General features: G+C 71.4%; 19 protein-coding genes and 1 pseudogene. 6 read left to right on the top strand and 14 right to left on the bottom strand.

The window, feature by feature from the left end:
• Positions 1-30: 30 nt before the first annotated feature.
• Positions 31-1800: pseudogene (locus QF034_RS25125) on the top strand (cell division protein PerM); the annotation flags it as partial.
• A 42-nt stretch (positions 1801-1842) separates the two neighbouring features.
• Here the strand turns inward: QF034_RS25125 and QF034_RS25130 are convergent.
• Positions 1843-2619: a hypothetical protein gene (locus tag QF034_RS25130; protein ID WP_307179967.1), complete on the bottom strand. Its 777-nt coding sequence runs from the start codon at positions 2617-2619 to the stop codon at positions 1843-1845.
• Positions 2620-2940: 321 nt separating this feature from the next.
• Here QF034_RS25130 and purN point away from each other — a divergent pair, with 321 nt between their 5' ends.
• Together purN and purH are read left to right on the top strand one after the other, a co-directional pair.
• Complete coding sequence (gene purN / locus QF034_RS25135; RefSeq protein WP_307177057.1) at positions 2941-3579, top strand: phosphoribosylglycinamide formyltransferase; 639 nt, start codon at positions 2941-2943, stop codon at positions 3577-3579.
• Positions 3576-5138 (top strand): bifunctional phosphoribosylaminoimidazolecarboxamide formyltransferase/IMP cyclohydrolase, encoded by a 1563-nt coding sequence (purH, locus tag QF034_RS25140; protein ID WP_307177058.1) that lies wholly within the window; start codon positions 3576-3578, stop codon positions 5136-5138. Before purN ends, purH begins: the two co-directional genes overlap by 4 nt.
• Before the next feature lie 158 nt (positions 5139-5296).
• On the opposite strand, the gene QF034_RS25145 is transcribed toward purH, so the two are convergent.
• The 7 genes from QF034_RS25145 to QF034_RS25180 all read right to left on the bottom strand — a co-directional run bounded on the left by QF034_RS25145 (position 5297) and on the right by QF034_RS25180 (position 10187).
• Positions 5297-7069: a serine/threonine-protein kinase gene (locus QF034_RS25145; protein WP_307177059.1), complete on the bottom strand. Its 1773-nt coding sequence runs from the start codon at positions 7067-7069 to the stop codon at positions 5297-5299.
• Positions 7070-7321: 252 nt separating this feature from the next.
• On the bottom strand, positions 7322-7735 hold the full coding sequence (locus QF034_RS25150; RefSeq protein WP_306964588.1) for a hypothetical protein: 414 nt from the start codon (positions 7733-7735) through the stop codon (positions 7322-7324).
• Positions 7736-7754: 19 nt separating this feature from the next.
• Entirely contained in the window at positions 7755-8210 is a 456-nt protein-coding gene (locus tag QF034_RS25155) for a peptidoglycan-binding domain-containing protein (RefSeq protein ID WP_306964586.1), read from the bottom strand.
• Between the two features lie 25 nt (positions 8211-8235).
• Entirely contained in the window at positions 8236-8673 is a 438-nt protein-coding gene (locus tag QF034_RS25160) for a peptidoglycan-binding domain-containing protein (protein ID WP_307177060.1), read from the bottom strand.
• 28 nt (positions 8674-8701) lie between these two features.
• The gene (locus tag QF034_RS25165; protein WP_306964583.1) at positions 8702-9142 is read right to left on the bottom strand and encodes a peptidoglycan-binding domain-containing protein; all 441 of its coding nucleotides are present in this window, start codon (positions 9140-9142) and stop codon (positions 8702-8704) included.
• A 422-nt stretch (positions 9143-9564) separates the two neighbouring features.
• Complete coding sequence (locus QF034_RS25175) at positions 9565-9972, bottom strand: ATP-binding protein (protein ID WP_307177061.1); 408 nt, start codon at positions 9970-9972, stop codon at positions 9565-9567.
• Positions 9969-10187, bottom strand: coding sequence for a hypothetical protein (locus QF034_RS25180; protein ID WP_306964579.1), 219 nt, complete (start codon positions 10185-10187; stop codon positions 9969-9971). The genes QF034_RS25175 and QF034_RS25180 overlap by 4 nt, the downstream gene beginning before the upstream one ends.
• A 116-nt stretch (positions 10188-10303) precedes the next feature.
• On the opposite strand from QF034_RS25180, the gene QF034_RS25185 reads away from it, so the two are divergent.
• Positions 10304-11212 (top strand): helix-turn-helix domain-containing protein, encoded by a 909-nt coding sequence (locus QF034_RS25185; RefSeq protein ID WP_306964577.1) that lies wholly within the window; start codon positions 10304-10306, stop codon positions 11210-11212.
• Positions 11136-11405 carry a DUF397 domain-containing protein gene (locus QF034_RS25190; protein WP_307177062.1) on the top strand — a complete coding sequence of 90 codons (270 nt, stop codon included), beginning with the start codon at positions 11136-11138 and terminating at the stop codon, positions 11403-11405. The genes QF034_RS25185 and QF034_RS25190 overlap by 77 nt, the downstream gene beginning before the upstream one ends.
• Before the next feature lie 8 nt (positions 11406-11413).
• Here QF034_RS25190 and QF034_RS25195 read toward each other — a convergent pair whose 3' ends face one another.
• Positions 11414-12904 carry a serine/threonine-protein kinase gene (locus tag QF034_RS25195; protein WP_307177063.1) on the bottom strand — a complete coding sequence of 497 codons (1491 nt, stop codon included), beginning with the start codon at positions 12902-12904 and terminating at the stop codon, positions 11414-11416.
• A gap of 83 nt (positions 12905-12987) precedes the next feature.
• Entirely contained in the window at positions 12988-13596 is a 609-nt protein-coding gene (locus tag QF034_RS25200) for an ALF repeat-containing protein (protein WP_307177064.1), read from the bottom strand.
• A gap of 200 nt (positions 13597-13796) precedes the next feature.
• Between QF034_RS25200 and QF034_RS25205 the strand changes: the two genes are divergently transcribed.
• Positions 13797-14360: a peptidoglycan-binding domain-containing protein gene (locus QF034_RS25205; RefSeq protein WP_307177065.1), complete on the top strand. Its 564-nt coding sequence runs from the start codon at positions 13797-13799 to the stop codon at positions 14358-14360.
• A 28-nt stretch (positions 14361-14388) separates the two neighbouring features.
• Here QF034_RS25205 and QF034_RS25210 read toward each other — a convergent pair whose 3' ends face one another.
• The 4 genes from QF034_RS25210 to QF034_RS25225 form a co-directional block, all read right to left on the bottom strand.
• Complete coding sequence (locus QF034_RS25210; RefSeq protein ID WP_307177066.1) at positions 14389-15738, bottom strand: serine/threonine-protein kinase; 1350 nt, start codon at positions 15736-15738, stop codon at positions 14389-14391.
• Positions 15735-16475: an FHA domain-containing protein gene (locus QF034_RS25215; RefSeq protein ID WP_307177067.1), complete on the bottom strand. Its 741-nt coding sequence runs from the start codon at positions 16473-16475 to the stop codon at positions 15735-15737. The genes QF034_RS25210 and QF034_RS25215 overlap by 4 nt, the downstream gene beginning before the upstream one ends.
• 175 nt (positions 16476-16650) lie before the next feature.
• A complete protein-coding gene (locus QF034_RS25220) occupies positions 16651-18213 on the bottom strand; it encodes a protein kinase domain-containing protein (RefSeq protein ID WP_307177068.1) in 1563 nt (520 codons plus the stop codon).
• Positions 18214-18217: 4 nt separating this feature from the next.
• Positions 18218-18958 (bottom strand): FHA domain-containing protein, encoded by a 741-nt coding sequence (locus tag QF034_RS25225; protein WP_307177069.1) that lies wholly within the window; start codon positions 18956-18958, stop codon positions 18218-18220.
• Between the last annotated feature and the right edge of the window lie 23 nt (positions 18959-18981).

Genomic DNA, 18981 nt, shown 5'->3' on the forward strand with positions numbered 1-18981 from the left:
TACGACGGGAAAGCGCGTGTCGTTGGGAGCATGGCGGGCGTGATCGAGATGACCGCCCGCCGACGTCCGCCGTCGCCCCTGCTCACCCGGATGCGCGACCGTTCGCCCGGACTGGGCGACGCCCTCGTGGGAGGTGCGGTCGCGGCGGGCCTCGGGCTCGCGTCGTTCGCCGTGCTGGTGATGCTGCTGTGGATCACCTCGCCGTACCCCGACAGCGGGCCCGGCGGCGCGCTGCACGTGGCGGCGGCGCTGTGGCTGCTGGCCCACGGAGCCGAACTGGTCCGCACCGACACGCTGGCCGGCGTCCCGGCTCCCGTGGGCGTCCCGCCGCTGCTGCTGCTCGCGCTGCCGGTGTGGCTGCTGCACCGGGCGGCGCGGGACGCCACGGACGGCGGGGCGGGGGACGGGGGCGACGGCACCGACGACGGCTTCGCCGCGGACATCGCGGCTGTCGAGGGCCTCGCGGTGGTCTCCGGTCCGCCACTGGTGTCCGCCCGGACTGCCTGGACGGGCGTCGTCCTCGGCTACCTCGCCGTAGCCGCGCCCGCCGCCCTGTACGCCGCGGGCGGTGCGCTGCGGCCGTCGTGGCTGTGGACGGGGGTGTGCGTGCCGCTGGTCGCCGTCGTGGCGGCCGGGGCGGGCGTGTGGTCGGCGTACGGCCGTCCGGGCGGGCCGCTGCGGCGGCTGCTGGGAGTGCTGCCGGCGGGGGCGCGGCCGCTGGTGCTCGGGCCGGACGGGCGCCCGGGTGTCGCCGCCCGGGCCGCGGCGGCCGGGACGGCGGTACTCCTCGGGGGCGGTGCACTGCTGGTCGTGGTGTCGCTGCTGGGGCACGGGGCGGCGGCCCAGGCGGCCTTGCTGCGGCTGACGGAGGGGTGGTCGGGGCGGTTCGCGGTGCTGCTGCTGTGTGCGGCCCTGGTGCCGAACGCGGCGGTGTGGGGCGCCGCCTACGCCCTCGGCCCCGGCTTCGCCCTCGGCGCCGGCCATGCCGTCAGCCCGCTGTCCTCCGCACCGGCTCCGTTCCTGCCGCCGTTTCCGCTGCTGGCGGCGGTGCCGGAGGCGGGGGAGGGGCGGTGGGTGCACTGGGCGGTGGCCGGGGCGGTGCCGGTGGCCACCGGGGTGGTCGTCGGCTGGGTCGCGGCGCGGGAGGCGGATTCGGGGCAGCGCGGCGGGACGCGGCCGGGCGGCGGGGGCGGTGCCGTCTGGTCGCCGGGGCGCACCGCCCGTGCCGCCGCCCTCGCGGCCGTGCTGTGCGCGGCCGTCCTCGCGGGGCTCGCCGCGCTGGCGGGCGGGCCGCTCGGGGTCACCGTCCTGGCCCGGTTCGGGCCGGTGTGGTGGCAGGTGGGTACGGCCACACTGGCGTGGCTGGTGCTGGTGGCCGTCCCGACGGCGATGACCCTACGGGCCTGGCGCTGCCGGACGCCCCGGACGGACGGCCCGAGTATCGGCAGACAACGGGAAGAACCGGCCGACGGCACCCACCAGGGCACGCGCCGACGGAAGGACTCGCGCCCTGCCCGGGCTTGGTTCACCCGCACCGGAATCGCCGGGATCGCCGGAGTCGCCGGGGGCGCGGGCCGCGCCGGGGCCGCCGGTGTCGCCGGGCCCGCCAGTGGGACGGGAAACACCGGCTCCGCGAAGCCGAGGACCTCACCCCCCGCTCCGGACGCCTCCTACGCCCCCTTCGCACCCCTCGATCACGACACCCCGTACGGCCGCCAAGACCACGACGACCACGACGACCACGACGGCTCCCCATTCGAGCCGTACGACTTCCTGCCCGCCGACCCGACTCCCGACCCCCGCCCCCGAGCCGGACACTCCCTGAAGCGGCAGGCCCGCGCGTCAGCCGTTCGTGCCCAGGAAGCCCCGCAGCTCCTTCGGCAGAAGCTCCGAGCAGGACTGCTTCGCCTCGTTCGTGAGGGCGTCGTTCGTGCAGGTGTAGTAGTCGCGGTAGACCAGCTGGGCCGTGAAGGACGCGGCGACCAGGGCGATGGCCAGGGACGCCGTGACCAGGCCGCTCACCGCCGCCGTCGTCTGGGGGCGGCCCTGCTGCTCGGGGGCCGGGGCGTCCGGGTCGGGCCTGCGGGGCTTGGCGCGCAGGGCGCTGATGCCCCAGTAGAGGGCGAGCGCGCCGAGCAGCAGCGCCACGTACGGCCAGCTGAAGAGGGCGAAGAAGAAGGCCCACATGCCGGAGAGCAGGGCATAGCGCGCACGGCGCTGGGCGGGGTCCGTCGGGTCCCAGCGCGGGTTCGGGCCGCCCTGGGGGCCGCCCGGGCCCTCGGGGCCGCCGCGGGGGCGTTCACCGAAGCCGTCGGAGGAGCGGCCGGGCTGCTGGTCGCTCCACTGCCTGCCCCAGGGCGCGCGGTCGTCCTCGCCGTCGTCCTGGGAGTCGTCGCCCGACGGGCGCCGCGGCTGCCAGGGCCGGTCCGGGGTGCCCTCGGGCGGCGGGGCGAAGGGGTTGTCCTCCTGGGACCCGCGCCCTCGCTCGTCGCCGCGGTCGCCGTCCGACGGCGCGTCGGGCGGTGAGCTGGGACGCTCCCGCAGCAGCACGCTGCCGCGCTCCCCTCCCTGCGCCGACAGGTGGGGGAACGTGAGGAGTCGCAGGCTGCGGTCCGGCATCAAGTGAGCGTCTTCCCGTTGATGAGTAGGAACGAGTTGCTGAGCAGGTAGGGGCGGACGGAACCGAACGGTGTCGGACCCGGGCCCGCCACCTCTTCAACGCGTCACGTCCGGACGGCGTTCCCGAACCGGCTCCGCCCAGACGCTACCTGCCGGCCATGCCCCCGTCCCGTGGGGGCTGTCCGGTGTGCCGGTATCGTTGCTGACGGTCGGCCGGTTCGTAGGCTTCCCCGTCTCCGGGGGCCCGAAGCATTCGTATGAATGTACAAACGCCAAGGCCGGCCGCCTGGACAGACGCTCCCTCCGAGAAAGGCCCCTACCGTGGCCGCCAAGCCCGTGGCCCCGCGCGTCAAGCGCCTCGTCGTGCTGGTCTCCGGATCCGGTACCAACCTTCAGGCGCTGCTCGACGAGATCGACGCCGCCGGCGCGCAGGAGTACGGGGCCGAGATCGTGGCCGTCGGCGCCGACCGTGAGGGCATCGAGGGGCTGGCCCGCGCCGAGCGCGCCGGGCTGCCGACCTTCGTGCACAAGGTCAGGGACTACGGCAGCCGCGAGGAGTGGGACGCCGCCCTCGCCGAGGCCGTCGCCGCCTTCGAGCCCGACCTCGTCGTCTCCGCCGGGTTCATGAAGATCGTCGGCAAGGAGTTCCTGGCCCGGTTCGGCGGGCGGTTCGTCAACACGCACCCGGCCCTGCTGCCCAGTTTCCCGGGGGCCCACGGCGTGCGGGACGCGCTCGCGTACGGCGCCAAGGTCACCGGCTGCACCGTCCACTTCGTCGACGACGGCGTCGACACCGGCCCGATCATCGCCCAGGGCGTGGTCGAGGTCCGGGACGAGGACGACGAGAGCGCTCTGCACGAGCGCATCAAGGAAGTCGAGCGAAGGCTGCTCGTCGAGGTCGTGGGGCGGCTCGCCCGCAACGGCTATCGCATTGAGGGACGAAAGGTAGTTATCCAGTGACCGCCGAGAGCAACAAGCGGCCCCTTCGCCGGGCGCTCGTCAGCGTCTACGACAAGACCGGGCTGGAGGAGCTCGCGCGCGGGCTCCACGAGGCCGGGGTCGAGCTCGTCTCCACCGGCTCCACCGCTGCGAAGATCGCCGCTGCCGGCGTCCCCGTCACCAAGGTCGAGGAGCTCACCGGCTTCCCCGAGTGCCTGGACGGCCGCGTCAAGACGCTGCACCCGCGCGTGCACGCCGGCATCCTCGCCGACCTGCGCCTGGAGGACCACCGGCGGCAGCTCGCCGAGCTGGGTGTCGAGCCGTTCGACCTCGTCGTCGTCAACCTGTACCCGTTCCGCGAGACCGTCGCCTCCGGTGCCTCGCCCGACGAGTGCGTGGAGCAGATCGACATCGGCGGTCCGTCGATGGTCCGGGCCGCCGCCAAGAACCACCCGTCCGTCGCGGTCGTCACCAGCCCGGCCCGCTACGCCGATGTGCTCAAGGCCGTCCAGAGTGGCGGCTTCGACCTCGCCACCCGCAAGCGGCTCGCCGCCGAGGCCTTCCAGCACACGGCCGCCTACGACGTCGCCGTCGCCTCCTGGTTCGCCTCCTCCTACGCGCCCGTCGACGAGTCGCAGTTCCCCGACTTCCTCGGCGCCACCTGGGAGCGCGAGCACACCCTGCGCTACGGCGAGAACCCGCACCAGCCCGCCGCCCTGTACGTCTCCGGCACCGGCGGCCTCGCCGAGGCCGAGCAGCTGCACGGCAAGGAGATGTCGTACAACAACTACACGGACACGGACGCCGCCCGCCGTGCCGCGTACGACCACGCCGAGCCCTGCGTCGCGATCATCAAGCACGCCAACCCCTGCGGTATCGCGGTGGGCGCGGACGTCGCCGAGGCGCACCGCAAGGCGCACGCCTGTGACCCGCTGTCGGCGTTCGGCGGCGTGATCGCGGTCAACCGCCCGGTCAGCAAGGAGATGGCCGAGCAGGTCGCGGAGATCTTCACCGAGGTCATCGTCGCGCCGGACTACGAGGACGGCGCCCTGGAGGCCCTCACCAAGAAGAAGAACATCCGCGTGCTGCGCTGCCCCGACGGGCCCTCCGCCCCGGTCGAGGTCAAGCCGATCGACGGCGGCGCGCTGCTCCAGGTGACCGACCGGCTCCAGGCCGACGGCGACGACCCGGCCAACTGGACGCTGGCGACCGGCGAGGCGCTGAGCGCCGAGGAACTGGCCGAGCTGGCCTTCGCCTGGAAGGCCTGCCGGGCCGTCAAGTCCAACGCGATCCTGCTCGCCAAGGACGGAGCCTCGGTCGGTGTCGGCATGGGCCAGGTCAACCGCGTCGACTCCGCGAAGCTGGCGGTGGAGCGGGCGGGCGCCGAGCGTGCGCAGGGCTCCTACGCGGCCTCCGACGCGTTCTTCCCCTTCCCGGACGGCCTGGAGATCCTCACCGAGGCCGGTGTGAAGGCCGTGGTCCAGCCCGGCGGCTCCGTCCGTGACGAACTGGTCGTGGAGGCCGCGCAGAAGGCCGGCGTCACGATGTACTTCACGGGGACGCGGCACTTCTTCCACTGAGCCGCGTCGCAATGACATGGACGGGCCTGCCGGTTGTCAGCCGGCGGGCCCGTCGCGTCCGCGTTGCGGTAGGGCTACCGTCAGGGCACCGTTGGGAACGCCCTTCGTCTTCCGCTGGGAATACGAGCCGGACTGAACCGGCCCCCTGCCTACGTCGACTACGTCGAACTGCGCAGCGCCGCCCAGGTGTCGGGTCGCACCTGGCCGTCCGCGGAGAGGCCCTTGGCCCTCTGGAACTTCTTGACGGCGGCTTGCGTGGCGCCGCCGAACTGCCCGTCCACGCCCGCGTCGCCGACCTTGAAGCCACGCTGGGTGAGCATGCACTGCACCTGGACCACGCGCTGCCCCTTGTCACCGCGGACGGTGAGCTCGGTGCCGGAGTAATACGTGCACCGGGAGATCCAGGGAGGGGCGCCGGGCGCGGTAGCCGTCTTGGTGGGTGCGGCGGTCGGGCCGCCTCCGTCACCGCCCCCGCCGTCTTCGCCGCCGTCCGGGGCGCCGGAGGTCTCGCCGGTGGGTTCGGCTCGGGTTTCGCCCCCGTCTGTCCTCGGGTCAGTTGACGCCTCGTCCGCCCGCGCCCCCGACGCGCCTTGCTTCTCCTCCTTGCCGGCTTCCTTCTCCTGGGCGCCGGAGGGTGATACGGACGAACCGGGCGGAGGGACGGTCCGGGCGTCGTCGCCGGTGCTGGTGGCGACCGCTGTCGGCACTGTCGAGGCGGTGTCGCCGACGGACGGACGGGAGAGGAAGAAGGTTCCTGCAACAACGGCGCACACGGTGAGACCGGCGGCGACGGCGAGGTACACCTTCCGCTTCGTGCGCCCACCGCCGCTGTCCCTCGTGGGACTCTGCTCGGGGCCAGGACCAGGACCAGGACCAGGACCAGGACCAGGACCAGGACCAGGGTCAGGGGCAGGGGCTGGAGTTGCTGTGCCCTGGGCCGCCGGCCCACGTAACTGGACGGTCTCGTGAGGGGCCTTCGGTAAGGTGAAACGTTCCAGTACGTCGCAGGCCTGCTGTCGGACGAGCAGCCGGCCGTCCAGCGGCTCGTGCCAGGAGGCGGCGTGGGGGTCCCCGGCGGCCTCGGCGGCCTCGGTCAGTTGCCGAGGCGTGGGACGGCCGGCGGGATCCTTGGAGAGGCAGGCGGCAAGCACTGCGGCCAGTCCGGCGTCCCGGGCCGCCAGTCCGGCCATGATCTCGGCCTTGGGCTCCTCGAACGCGACACGGTGCATCACGTCGACGCCCGTCCCGTCACCGAAAGGAGCGCGCCCCGTGGCCGCGTAGATCAGGCTTCCCGCGAGGGAGAAGACGTCGGAGGCGGTGTCGCAGTGGCCTTCGCGCAGATACTCGGGCGCCATGAACGCGGGCGTGCCGACCCGGTTCCCGGTCGAGGTGATCACGCTGCTGTCGGTGGCCCGCGCGATACCGAAGTCGATGATGTGCGCGCCCTGCTGGGAGAGGATCACGTTGGACGGCTTGAGATCCCGGTGCACCACACCGGCGGCGGCCAGCGCTGCCAGAGCCTGCCCGAGATCACCGACCAGCCGCCACACCCCGGCGACGTCGAGCGGGCCGCACTCGCGGACGGCGTCGGCGAGGTTGAGGCCGGGCAGATGCTGTGTCGCCATCCACAGCAGCGAGTCGTCGAACCCGGTACCGAGCAGCTGTGGCGCCTGCGCCGAACGCACCCGGGCGTGCAGGGACGCCTCCCGTTCGAAACGGCGACGGAAGCGGGGGTCCTCGGCGTACTCGGGGCGGATCACCTTCACAGCGGCGAGGCCGGGGGTGCCGTCGACGGGGCGGGCGAGGTAGACGCGGCCCATGCCGCCGCTGCCGAGGATGCCGAGCGGGGCGTACGGCCCGATGCGCCCCGGATCACTCGGCCGCAGCGGTTGCGCACCGGCCTGCCGCAGCACGGCGTCAGTGTCTGTCATCGATCCCCCGAGAGCTGTTCTTCCCAACGGTCGCTTGTGTCACGACGATGGGTGCGAGGCTATCGGGTGCGAGCGCGGGAGTGACTCGAAGGCGCCGAGAACCTGCCGGGACGGCCGCGGTGAGCGAGGGAAACGTGACGCTCACCGCGGCCGCGCATACGGAATCGACCGCACACCCCTGATGGCGGCCGCCTCCGGCAGCCGTGCCGACTCCCCCCAAGGGCGGCACGGGGTCATGGGACGGACGGGAACTCAGGCCGCGTAGGAGCCCGTCGATTTCGCGTCGCTCCTGAAGTAGAACTGGAAGGAGGTGTTGTCCTTGACGTCCGTGGCGATCACCGTCCAGGTCCCCTTCTTGGCGAGCTTGTAGTTGTCCTGGCAGTCCCGTCCACCGTCGCGCGGCAGGAAGCAGACCTTGACGTAGCGGTCGGTGTTGGTCTTGATGTTGATGTCGGCGCAGCTGCTGGTCGTGATGAGGCGGTGGAAGTTCGGGTAGTTGGGGTACCAGTTGGTGCCCGTGTCCTTGGTGTAGGTGTTGGCATCCCCGTAGCAGGACTGGGCCACAACCTCTCCACGCGTGGCCGCACCGGCCGCGGTGGTGATCATGCCGCTGCCGACGACCGCGCCGGCCAGGGCCACAGCGACGAACCGCTTGCGGATGGTCATGAGTTTCTCCTCGTCGATCTCAGAGTCGGACGCACTTGTAGGAGCCGCCGCGGGTGAACTCCCACAGCAGGTTGGTGCGGCTGTCCTTGCCGTAGACACCGTCGTCCTCGATGTCCTCGTCGCGCTGGGCAGCCTGGAGGGCCCGCTCAGTGGCAGAGCCGAAGATCCCGTCCTCGGCCAGGCTGAAGTCCAGGCGAGAGCCGTAGCACACGTTCAGCGAACGCTGGAGCATCGCGACGGAGCTGCTCTGCGCGCCCCTGTCCATCAGGCAGTCCGCGTTGCGGTTGTAGCCGGGAAGGTAGGCCGTGTAGGTGGAGCCGGAGAGCGTCTTGGTCTTCGTCGCGTAGCCGCTGTTGCAGTAGCCCGCGTACGCGGCGGCCGGTGTCGCCGTGGCGACACCGAGGCCGAGCCCCGACAGCAGCAACAGACTGGCTACGGCTCCTGTCGTGACGCGCGGCCTGCGGAGCCTCTTCATGCGTTTCCCCGTTTCTCGGTGATCGTCAGTTGACGGTTCCGCAGTTGCCGGTCGTGGCGAGCCAGCGGAGCTTGTCGCGGGTCTTCGGGCCGTACACACCGTCGTCGTCGAGGCCGCCCAGCTTCGCCTGCACGATCTTGAGCTCCTGCTCGGTGATCGTCCCGAAGACGCCGTCGACCGTCACCTTGCTCCGGCCGTGACAGTGGCGCAGCGCGTTCTGGATCGCCTTCACATGGGAACCGGTGGCGCCCTTCCCCGTGATGCAGTTGTCGGTGTTGCTGTAGGCGGGGATGTCGGTCAGCTGGTGCCCGTCCGCGTTGATGAAGCGGCCCAGCGTCTTGTTGCACCAGTAGGTGGCAGCGGTGGCGGGGGTGGCGGTGATACCGGCCGCGCCCAGCCCGGCCAGCAGGACCACGCCGGCGGAGACGCCCGCCTTGGTACGCAGAGCGCTGAGAGTGCGCAAGGTCTTCGTCCCTTCGTGCCGGCGTACGTCAGACACCCAGCTCCGAGCAGCCCACGTGTCCGACGCCCCCCTGATAGATGGGCCACTTCATGGCTTTGCGGGTCTCCGGCCCGTACACGCCGTCCCTGCCCACGTCTTCGGCGCGCTGTATGGCCCACACTCCGTCCTCGGTCTGAGGGCCGTAGATCCCGTCGAACGCGATGTCCCGCTTGTAGCAGTACTCGATGGCGTGCTGGAGCGGGAACACGCCGTCCGACTGAGCCCCGCGGCCCATCACACAGTTCCGGGACCCCGTAGCCTTGTAGTAGGGGTGATAGGTGAAGCGCCCCCCGGAGGTGGACACCATCTTCTGGGCGTTGCACGTCGGATACGACGCCGACGAGGCGGTCGGCGCGGCGACGACCGCTCCCGCCAGCAGCGTCGACGTGAGGGCCCCCGTGGCGAGGGCGGCCCGGGCACGAAGCGACATACGGCTTCCCATCATGATTCCTCCCGTAGGTGTTCGTGCTCAATGGACCACGGTTGAGGGGGTGAGCGGTACCTCGAACGTTTCAGGGTCCGACGACATGCGTGCGGGCGGAACCAAATAGGTGTCTCATGCCCGTTGAGCCCCCGTTCATCGCTGCCTGCTTCGCTGCGACCTACGATCACCCGGCCGACGGCACCCGACCGATGCTGTTGCGCCGCAGAGCAAAAGCTCGGCTCACGGGGGAGGTACCGCACGGCACGGCAGCGGCTGCGGGAGGAGGTCGCCATGGCCGACTCCGAACTGCCGCCCGTGCTCTGGTACACGCTCCTCCACGAGCCGCACACCCCGGACGGACGCCACCGCGCTGCGCGACGCGGGACTCCTCATCAGCGTCCGGCACGGCCAGTCCGTGCTGCACACCCTCACACCGACGGGGGCGTCCGTCCTCCGGGCGGCGACTCGGGCGGCCGGCTGACCTCGCACCACACCGTCTTGCCGGCCGGCGTCAGCCACACGCCCCAGCGCCGGGTCACCGCGTCGAGCAGCAGGAGGCCGCGCCCGGTCTCGTCGTCCTCGCCGGGATGGCGCGCGATGAGCCACGCGTGCGGGTCGGAGTCGGTGACCTCCAGGCGGGTGCGGCCGTCAGGGGTGAGGAACAGGCGGACGGTCACCGGGGTGGCCTCGCCGACGTGGTCGACCACGTTCGTCAGCAACTCGCTGACACAGAGCTGGACTTCGGGGCAGGGTGCGCCCAGGTACTCGCGTACGGCGTGCCGCACCTCGGGTACGGCCTTGGGGAGCGCGAGCAGGTGGAGTACGAGGGGCTTCACCTGGCCGCCGCCCTGCGCAGGGCGCTGATCAGCGCGCGGGCGGTGGCCTGGTTGCAGTTGCCGAGTGCGATGAGGGGCCGCGGGGGGAGTGTGCCGGCGAAGGTCGGCAGGTCGACGCCGAGCGAGGGGAGTGTGATGCCGTTCTCCGCCAGGGCGGTGCGGGGGTCTTCGACGCAGGTGTCGGTCTCGTGGTGTGCGTGGGGGTGGGGGTGCATGCCGGGACGCCTCCATGTGCGTTCTGTGACGAATCGCTTACAGACTGGCGTCGAGTTGCGTACCGTGAAAGGGGTTTCGGGTGCGCATGCAACAAGTGAAACGGCGGTGGTGGGTTGTGCCCGCGAAGAAGGACCCTGACGCGTCGACGAGTGTTCCGTGCTTCTACGGCGCCGAGTTGCGCTATCGGAGGGAGCAAGCGGGGCTGACGTTGGAGCAGTTGGCCGAGGGCAGCTTCCGGGGGATCTCGTTCCTCAGCCAGATCGAGCGTGGCGAGCGCGGGATGCCGATGGACCTGGCCCTGCATGTGGACAAGCGGCTAGGGTCGGACGGCTTTTTCCAACGGCGATGTGAAGACGCGGCCAAGGCGCGGCGGGTGGGCATCGCCGAGTACTTCGCGGACGTCGCGGAGATGGAACAGCAGGCGCGGACCATCGAGGACTGGGCTCCCACGTTTGTGCCCGGGCTGTTGCAGACCAGGGCCTATGCAACGGCGATCACGCGGTCGGCGATGCCACGAGCCTCGGACACCGAGGTGTCGGCGATCGTGAGCGCCCGCCTGGACCGGGCAAAGCTTTTCGAGAGCGAGGCGCCCCCGAAGTTCTGGGCGGTGCTCGACGAGTCGGTCATCCGGCGGCGAGTGCTGACGCCCGCAGGGATGGCCGAGCTCCTGGGTCACATTGTGGAGGTGGTCAGGAGCACGCGGTCCATTGCGCAGATCGTCCCGGCAACCGCGGCGGCTCATCCGTTCATGACGGGGATGACCCGGATCATGACTTTCCTCGACGCTCCGCCGCTGGTGTACACCGAAGCTCTGCACAGCAGCCAAGTCATCGACTATCCGGCCCTCGTGATGGAGTACCGCGAGTCGTACGATCTGCTCAGGGCCGCCGCACTGCCACCGGAGGCGTCCCTGGCCATGATCGAGGCAGCAGCAGAGGATTACCGGAATGAAGCCGAACAGCAACATCGACCTGAGCTCCGTGCAGTGGCGCAAGAGCTGCTACAGCAACGGGACCGGCGGTGACTGCGTCGAGGTCGCCGAGCTGAGCCCTCTCCAGTGGCGCAAGAGCAGCTACAGCAACGGAACCGGCGGCGAGTGCCTCGAAGTAGCCGACAACTTCCCCGGCACCGTCCCCGTCCGCGATTCCAAAAACCCAGAGGGCCCCGCGCTGATGTTCCCCACCCGAGCCTGGGCCCTCTTCATCAAGTCCCTGTAGCCCGCCCCTCACCACGGCGTCAGAACATCCACCACCGCCGTGAACGACGAGCAACTGTCGATCAGCCGGTGAGAGCGCGGCGCATACGTGCCCGCCAGGTTGCCCATGCTGTTCACCGCGCTGCACCCGGTGCGCTGCGCCAGGCGGCGGCGGTCCGCGTCCGCGGGGGAGAAGTCGGTGCCCCGGAAGTAGGCGACGGCACTCTCCTCATGGCTGTCGTCGATGTTGTTGAAGATCGAACGCACCGGGGCGTCGGCGGCCCAGGTGCAGGTGTCCTTGCCCGACTGCCAGTCCGGGTCGTCGCCCTGCCAGACGCACATGTCGCCGTTGCCGTTGTGCTCGCTGAAGAAGCAGACACTGTCCTCCGGGCAGCGGTGGTAGCCGTAGACCACCTCGCCGCGCGCATTGGTGGGGAACGCCAGCTCTCTGGGCAGGGCCGCGTACACCGGCGTTCCATCGTCCGTGGTCACATGACGGTAGGCCGAGACCGTCGACGTCGTCGTGATGAGCAGGGCCAGCGTGAGCGTCGCCGTGAGTACGGGGCGTCGCTGCCAGAAGCGGGGGCGCAGTCGGGGCAGTCGGGCCGGTGTGGCGACGCCCGCGGCCTTCGTGACGCGGGGCAGCAGCGCCGCCGCGGTGGTGCGCTCGGCGTGTGTGCGGGCGAGACAGTCGGTGATGATCTCCCGCCAGGCCTCGGGTAGTTCAGGGGACAGGCGCAGTTCGTCCGTGCCGCGTGCGTAACGCGTCGCCGCGTCGATGCGGCCCTCGGTCGTCCCGCCCGGCAGCGGAAAGTCTCCGGTCAGGACGACATGGGCGAGGACACCGAAGGCCCAGATGTCGGCGGTCGGGCGGATGCGCGTGCCGCGTTCGTCGACCTCGGGCCAGAGCAGCTCGGGCGGGGTGTAGTCGGGTGTGGCGAAGGCGGGTGCGTAGGCGTGGGTGCCTTCCAGTTCGGCTGCCATGTTGAAGTCGGCGAGCCGTACCGAATCGTCTTTCATGAGCAGGACGTTGGCCGGCTTCAGGTCGCCGTGGATCCAGCCCGCGTGATGCAGCTGGTGCAGGCCCTCGCAGATCTGGGCCAGCAGGGCCGGGCCGGACTCGGGTGTCGGGTCGTGTGCCAGTACGGCGTCCAGGGAGGACTCGGCCCGTTCCAGGACGATGACGGTGGCGCCGTCCAGCTCCGGGTGGTCCGGGTCGTCGACGGTCAGCGTTTCGTGCAAGCGGATGAGGCGGGGCGCGCGCAGCCGGCACAGCAACTCGACCTCACGCTCGGCCAGTTCGCGTAGATGGCGCAGCTGGCGTGGGGTGCGGGTGCCGGTCGGCAGGAACTTCAGGGCGGCCCGGCGGGGCAGGGCCGGATCCGCCTCGCCGGTCGGCCGGCCTGCATACACGGTCGCGAAGGCACCGGACCCGAGAGGCTCCCGCACCTCCCAGTGGCCTACGCGGTAGCCCTGCGGTACGGGCACCGCGTGCGGCTGCTGTCCGGACGCGCTGTGCACGGATCCGTCCCCTCCCCCGAAAATCGAGGACCACCCCCGCCCCGCCAACGAAGGGCGGAGCGAGGGCGTTCCAGACGTACGGCTCAGCCGTCCACCTCGTACTGGCCCACCTCGATGAAGTACCGCAACTCCTCCGGCGTCCCGTCAATGGCGTCCTCCGCCGTGGCCCGCAGCGCGTCGCTGATCGTCGGGTCGGCGAGGATGCGGGCGACACGGACGCGGTCGTCCTCGGCGACGGCCAGGCGGTAGCCGGTCTCCAGGAAGGCGCGCAGGGCTTCCGGGGTGTTGGCGTCGAGGGCCTTGTTGCCCTCCCGGATGACCGCCCTGTCGGTCTTCGGGTCGGCGGAGGCGAGGATGCGTGCTATGGCGACGCGGTCGTCCTCGGCCTGGGCGATCCACCGGCCGGTCTCCAGAAAGTACCGCTGGTCCTCGATGGTGCCGTCCAAGGCCTTCTGCGCGGCGGCGTAGACGGCCCTGCCCGTGGTGGGGTCGGCGAGGATGCGCGCGATCGCGACCCGGACGTCGTCGTCGGACATGTCACCGACGCTTGAGCCGGCCGTGTCGGAAGCGGTCGCCGCGGTGGTGGCGGACGACGGGGACGACTCGGCGGCGAGGGCCGGGCCGGCCAGCAGGAGCGCGGGGGCCAGAGCGACGGTGGTCACGAGGGTCAGGGCGGTACGGGTTGGTCTCACGTGTGAACCTTCCTCGGGTAGGTCAATCGGCGCAGGTGAAGTGCCGGTGTGTTCATCATCCTTGCAGCCGCGCCCGAACTCACCGCGATAACTCCCCCTGGGGCCCGTCCTTTCCGCACCCATCCTGAAACTTTTGAGGGTCACACCGTTCCTCCTCCGTGTGACTCTGCACATGGCCAACACGACCCGAGGGGGAGCACATGAATTTTCTCAGGAAGCGTTCACGGGCAGTGGCGGCGGTCCTGGGCGCCGCCATGGTGACCACGCTGGGACTGGCGGCATCACCGGCCTCGGCGAAGGTGTCCGACGGGTGGATACGGGGGTACGCCAAGTTCTCCGACGACTGGGACGACGAGGGTGAGCTGTCCCGCACGTCGGCCTGGCGAAGCTCCAACGCGACGTGCCTGTGGCAGCGCATCCTGTGGGCGGAGGGAGCCTACGCGACGAACTACGACGGCAAGATCTTCGAAGAGGACCACATCGACGGGGACTTCGGGTGGCGCACCCTCTATTCGACGATCGACCTGCAGAAGAAGCTGGGGGAATCCGCGGACGGCATCGTGGGCGAAAAGACCTTCAGCCGGGTCAACAAGCACATGTACAAGATCGGTGGGTCGACCGACAGCGAGAGGACCCTGTATCTGCGGTACGAGGGCAAGAAGCACACCTTCGATCTGCGCCGCAACACCGAGGGGAAGTACGTCTTCCCCGACCGCAAGGGCGACTCGCGTCAGGCGGGGTACAAGTACCACTCCTGCGGCTGACAGGCAGCCGCGCGGGTTGTGGGGAAGGTCAGACCTCGTCGGCCTTCCGCAGCGCGCTCCACGTCCGCGCGTCCACCACCCCGTCCGCCTCCAGCCCCTCCCGCTTCTGGAACGTCATCACCGCGTCGTGCGTCAGCGGGCCGAAGTCCCCGTCGACCTCGCCGACCGCGGTGATGCCGTGCAGATAGCGGAGCAGGCACTGCGCCTCACGGACCTGGCTGCCGCCCTCGCCCCGCTTGACGGTGAAGTCCCAGGTGCTGTTCCAGCCCGCGGTGTAGCCGACGCCGTGCTCCTCGTCCTCGTACACCGCCGGCTTCTCGCATCTGGGCGGTGCCGCGGCGGCCGGGGGATCGTCGCGGAGAGCGTACGTCACCGCGGTCCCGCCCAGCACCGCCGTCGCCGCGAGTACCGCGACCAGCACCGGACGCCGCCACCGCCGGGGCCGCAGCCTCGGCAGGCGGGCGGAGGGGGAGGTGCCCGCGGCCTCCTCCACCCGGCGCAGCAGTGCGCCGGTGTCAGGAACCCGGGCGGCGCGCGCCGCGTGCGTGGGGGCCAGGCAGTCCCGGACGATCTCCCGCCAGGCGTCCGGGAGTTCGGGAGACAGGCGCAACTCCTCGGTACCGCGCGCGTACCGGGTCGCCGCGTCCGTGCGTGCCTGAGTGCTTCCACCCGGTAACGGGAAGGAGCCCGTGAGGACGACATGGGCGAGCACGCCGAAGGCCCAGACGTCGGCGGAGGGGCGTATGCGGGTGCCCCGCTCGTCGATCTCGGGCCACAGCAGCTCCGGTGGTGTGTAGTCGGGCGTGGCGAAGGCGGGTGCGTAGGCGTGCGTGCCCTCCAGTTCCGCCGCCATGTTGAAGTCCGCCAGCCGGACCGAACCGTCTTCCATCAGCAGCACGTTGGCGGGTTTCTGGTCGCCGTGCACCCAGCCCGCGTGGTGCAACTGGTGCAGGCCCTCGCAGATCTGGGCGAGCAGGGCCGGGCCCGACTCCGGCTGCGGCTCGTGTTCCAGTACGGCGTCCAGGGAGCCCTCGGCCCGCTCCAGCACGAGCACCGTGGCGCCGTCCAGCTCCGGGTGCCCCGGGTCGTCGACCGTCAGGGTGTCGTACATCCGGATCAGCCGGGGCGCTCGCAGGCGGCCCAGCAACTCGACCTCGCGCTCGGCCAGTTCCCGCAGGTGTCGCAGCTGGCGTGGGGTGCGGGTGCCGGTGGGCAGGAACTTCAGGGCCGCCCGACGGGGCAGCTCCAGGCCCCCTTCCCCGGCGAGCCGGGCCGCGTACACGGTGGCGAAGGCGCCGGAGGCGAGGGGTTCGCGCACCTCCCACCGGCCGACGCGGTAGCCCTTCGGGACGGTGACGGCGTACGACCGGCCGGTCATCGGACCACCTCGCCGGCCGGGGTGGCCAGCACCACCAGGTCGTCCTCGCGGACCAGGTCGAAGCGGAGCGCGAGGGAGACCAGCGACTCCTTCTTGCCGTTGACGCGCGGGCCGGGCTCGGCGGTGTCGGGGCGGGGGCGCAGCCGGAGTTTGACGGCCAGGTAGTCGATGTTCCAGTAGACGGACGAGCGGCTGACCGCCGGCCAGACCGGACGCAAGCGCTCCATCAACTGCTCCACCGCCGGAAGCGGCGCGTGCGGTTCCCCGCGCAGCCGGGGCTCGCACAGGGCGGCCAGCACGGCGAAGTAGCGGCTGGTGCGGTCCAGGGCGAACGCCGGTGCCGTGGCGGCGCCGGGGAGTCCCCGGCGGTCGGCGCTGCGGAAGGCGTGGCGTGGCGCCCAGACGTCGAAGCTGAGCAGGTCTCCTGCGGCGGGCAGGACCACTCGCGCGAACTCGAACGGCACGGGCGCTTCGAGACGGCCCGGCGCGATCTTGAGGTGTTCTCCGGCGCCCTCCGGGTTCTCCACCACGTAGGTCTGGTCCTCGCTGAGGTTGCTCAGCAGCCAGAAGGACCGGTGTGCCGTGATCTCCCCGGCGACCCGGGGCACCCCTGCGTGGTCGATGGTGAGTCCGCCGTCCGTCCCGGCCCTGCCGAACACCAGCCGTTCGCCCGCGGCGATCCTGACCTGATCCTCCGCGCTGCCACACATCGGTGGCACGACGATGACGCTGTACATGGAGTCATCCCCCTCCTCCAGTGACGCCAGGGGGTGCGGCCCCCTGTCCGACGAAGGCAGAGTATGGGACGTTTTCGAACGAGTCCGAAGTGTCGCGCTTGATACAGCGCGCCTGTGAGGGGTTTGTGAAAGATGACCGGGGTCGGGGCGGCTGGGTACCTCAGACTTCTCAGGGTCACTTTTTCCCGGCCGGGGTGTACTCCTTGAGGTAGTGGGCGACGCGGGCGGCGTAGTCGCGGTACTTCGGGGGAACGCCGCCCGCGTTGTTCACGCTCTTGTACGACGTCCGGTACGCGGCGGCGACCAGCACCCGGCGGTCGCCTCGCAGCCCGGCCTCCAGGCGCGGTTCGGCGAAGCACAGATAGCGGGCCATGGCCGGGATGGACTCGGCGGGGGTGAGCGGCGGCCTGGGGGTCTCCTTCGCGGGGACGCCGTCGGCGCGGATCCACCAGCGCAGGATGCTCGGGGTCCAGCGGGCGATGCCGTACTCGCCCTCCTCGCCCGCGTCCGGGTCGGAGAGATCGGGGTCGAAGTCGCTCTCCACCTTCAGCATCGCGGCGATGAGCGCCGGGGTGATCTCCGGCTGGACGCAGTCGTGGGCCGAGTCGACGATGAGCCGCCGGTAGGCGACCGGGACGCCCTTGTCGGTGCGCAGTTCGGAGGCGCCGTAGCCGGCGGGGGTCACCTTGCGGGTCTCGCCGGACTTGCTCCCGTCGCCGCCGCCGGTATCGGCCCAGGTGGCGACGCCGTAGCCGAGGGCGGCGACGACGGCACCGGCCGCCAGGACCGCGATGCGGCGGGAGCGGCGGCGGGCCGGGCGCAGGCGGGGCAGGCGGAAGGAGCGGTGCCCGGTGCCGGCGGCCGCCCGGACGCGGTCGAGCAGGGCCTCGCCGGAGACACGGTCCTGGTGGGTGCGGGTCAGGCAGGCGGAGATGATCTGCCGCCAGTCGTCGGGCAGTTCGGGCGACAGACGCAGCTCGTCGGTGCCGCGGGCGTAGGCGGCCGCAGCGTCGCGGCGGGCCGTCGCAGTCGCGCCGGGCAGCGGGAAGGAGTCGGTGAGGACGAGGTGCGCGAGGACACCGAAGGCCCAGACGTCGGCCGACGGGCGGATCCTGCGGCCCCGTTCGCCGATCTCGGTCCACAGGAGCTCGGGCGGGGTGTAGTCGGGGGTGGAGAACGCCGGGGTGTAGGCGTGGGTGCCTTCCAGCTCGGCGGCCATGTTGAAGTCGGCGAGGCGGACCGAATCGTCGTCCATCAGCAGCACGTTGGCCGGCTTCAGGTCGCCGTGCACCCAGCCGGCGCCGTGCAGCTGGACCAGGCCCTCGCAGATCTGCGCGAGCAGTGCCGGACCGGACTCGGGCCGGGGCTCCGCAGTGAGCAGGGCGGACAGGGAGCCCTCGGCCCGCTCCAGGACGAGGACGGTGGCGCCGTCCAGCTCCGGCCGGTCCGGGTCGTCGACCGTCAGCGTCTCGTACATCCGCACCAGGCGCGGCTGCTTCAGCCGCCGGTACAGCTCGACCTCCCGCTCGACCAGCTCGCGCAGATGGGTCAGCCGGCGGGGCGTGGCCGTGCCCGTGGGCAGGAACTTCAGGGCGGCCGTCCGGGGCAGCCGCGTGCTCTCCCCGGTGCGCCGGGCCGCGTACACACTGCCGAAGGCGCCGGTCGCCAGGGGCTCGCGCACCTCCCAGACGCCGACCCGGTAGCCCTTCGGCACCGCGACGGCGTAGGGCTCGGTCACCGGGTCACCCGGCCCGGCGACGGGCCGCCAGGACGGTCAGGTCGTCCTCGCGGACCAGATCGAAGCGGAGCGCCAGGGAGACCAGGGACTCCTTCTTGCCGTTGAGCCGCGGGCCGGTGTCCGCGCTCTCCGGGCCCGGCTTGAGGCGCAGTTTCACGGCGAGGTAGTCGATGTTCCACTGCACCGAGGTGCGGGACGCGGCCGGCCAGATGGGGCGCAGGCGGTCGGCGACCTGGTCGATGGTGGGCAGCGGGGCGTGCGGGGTGCCGCGCAGGCGCGGTTCGCACAGGGCGGCCAGGACCGCGAAGTAGCGTTTGGTGCGGTCGAGGGAGAAGGCCGGCGCGGTCGTGGCGCCGTCGAGGCCGCCCGGGCCGCTCAGGTAGTCGTGGCGCGGCGCCCACACCTGGAGCGTCAGCAGGTCGCCGGCGGCGGGCAGCACGATCCGCGAGAACTCGAAGGGGATCGGCGCGTCCAGCCGCCCTGGCGCGATCTTGACGTGTTCGCCCGCGCCCTCCGGGTTCTCCACCACGTAGGTCTGTTCGCGGCTGAGGTTGCTGAGGATCCAGAAGGCGCCCTGCGCGGTGATCTCACCGGCCCGGCGGGAGACTCCGTCGTGGGTGATGCACAGGTCGTTGCCGTGCGCGGAGCGGCCGAACGTGAGGCGTTCGCCGGGCGCGAGTCTGATCTGACTGGGGTTTCGCTCGTCCTCCGTGGTCGGCGGAGGTACCACGATGATGCTGTACAAGGTGCTCTCCCGTGCCTGACAGC

Source organism: Streptomyces africanus, assembly GCF_030816955.1.
GTDB lineage: Bacteria > Actinomycetota > Actinomycetes > Streptomycetales > Streptomycetaceae > Streptomyces > Streptomyces africanus.

Coding starts and splice junctions, on each gene's coding strand:
- QF034_RS25145 (WP_307177059.1), bottom strand. CDS start 7,069: ATGACAGACACTGACGCCGTGCTGCGGCAGGCCGGTGCGCAACCGCTG.
- QF034_RS25180 (WP_306964579.1), bottom strand. CDS start 10,187: ATGCACCCCCACCCCCACGCACACCACGAGACCGACACCTGCGTCGAA.
- QF034_RS25215 (WP_307177067.1), bottom strand. CDS start 16,475: ATGTACAGCGTCATCGTCGTGCCACCGATGTGTGGCAGCGCGGAGGAT.
- QF034_RS25150 (WP_306964588.1), bottom strand. CDS start 7,735: ATGACCATCCGCAAGCGGTTCGTCGCTGTGGCCCTGGCCGGCGCGGTC.
- QF034_RS25165 (WP_306964583.1), bottom strand. CDS start 9,142: ATGTCGCTTCGTGCCCGGGCCGCCCTCGCCACGGGGGCCCTCACGTCG.
- QF034_RS25130 (WP_307179967.1), bottom strand. CDS start 2,619: ATGCCGGACCGCAGCCTGCGACTCCTCACGTTCCCCCACCTGTCGGCG.
- QF034_RS25155 (WP_306964586.1), bottom strand. CDS start 8,210: ATGAAGAGGCTCCGCAGGCCGCGCGTCACGACAGGAGCCGTAGCCAGT.
- QF034_RS25205 (WP_307177065.1), top strand. CDS start 13,797: ATGAATTTTCTCAGGAAGCGTTCACGGGCAGTGGCGGCGGTCCTGGGC.
- QF034_RS25210 (WP_307177066.1), bottom strand. CDS start 15,738: ATGACCGGCCGGTCGTACGCCGTCACCGTCCCGAAGGGCTACCGCGTC.
- QF034_RS25190 (WP_307177062.1), top strand. CDS start 11,136: ATGAAGCCGAACAGCAACATCGACCTGAGCTCCGTGCAGTGGCGCAAG.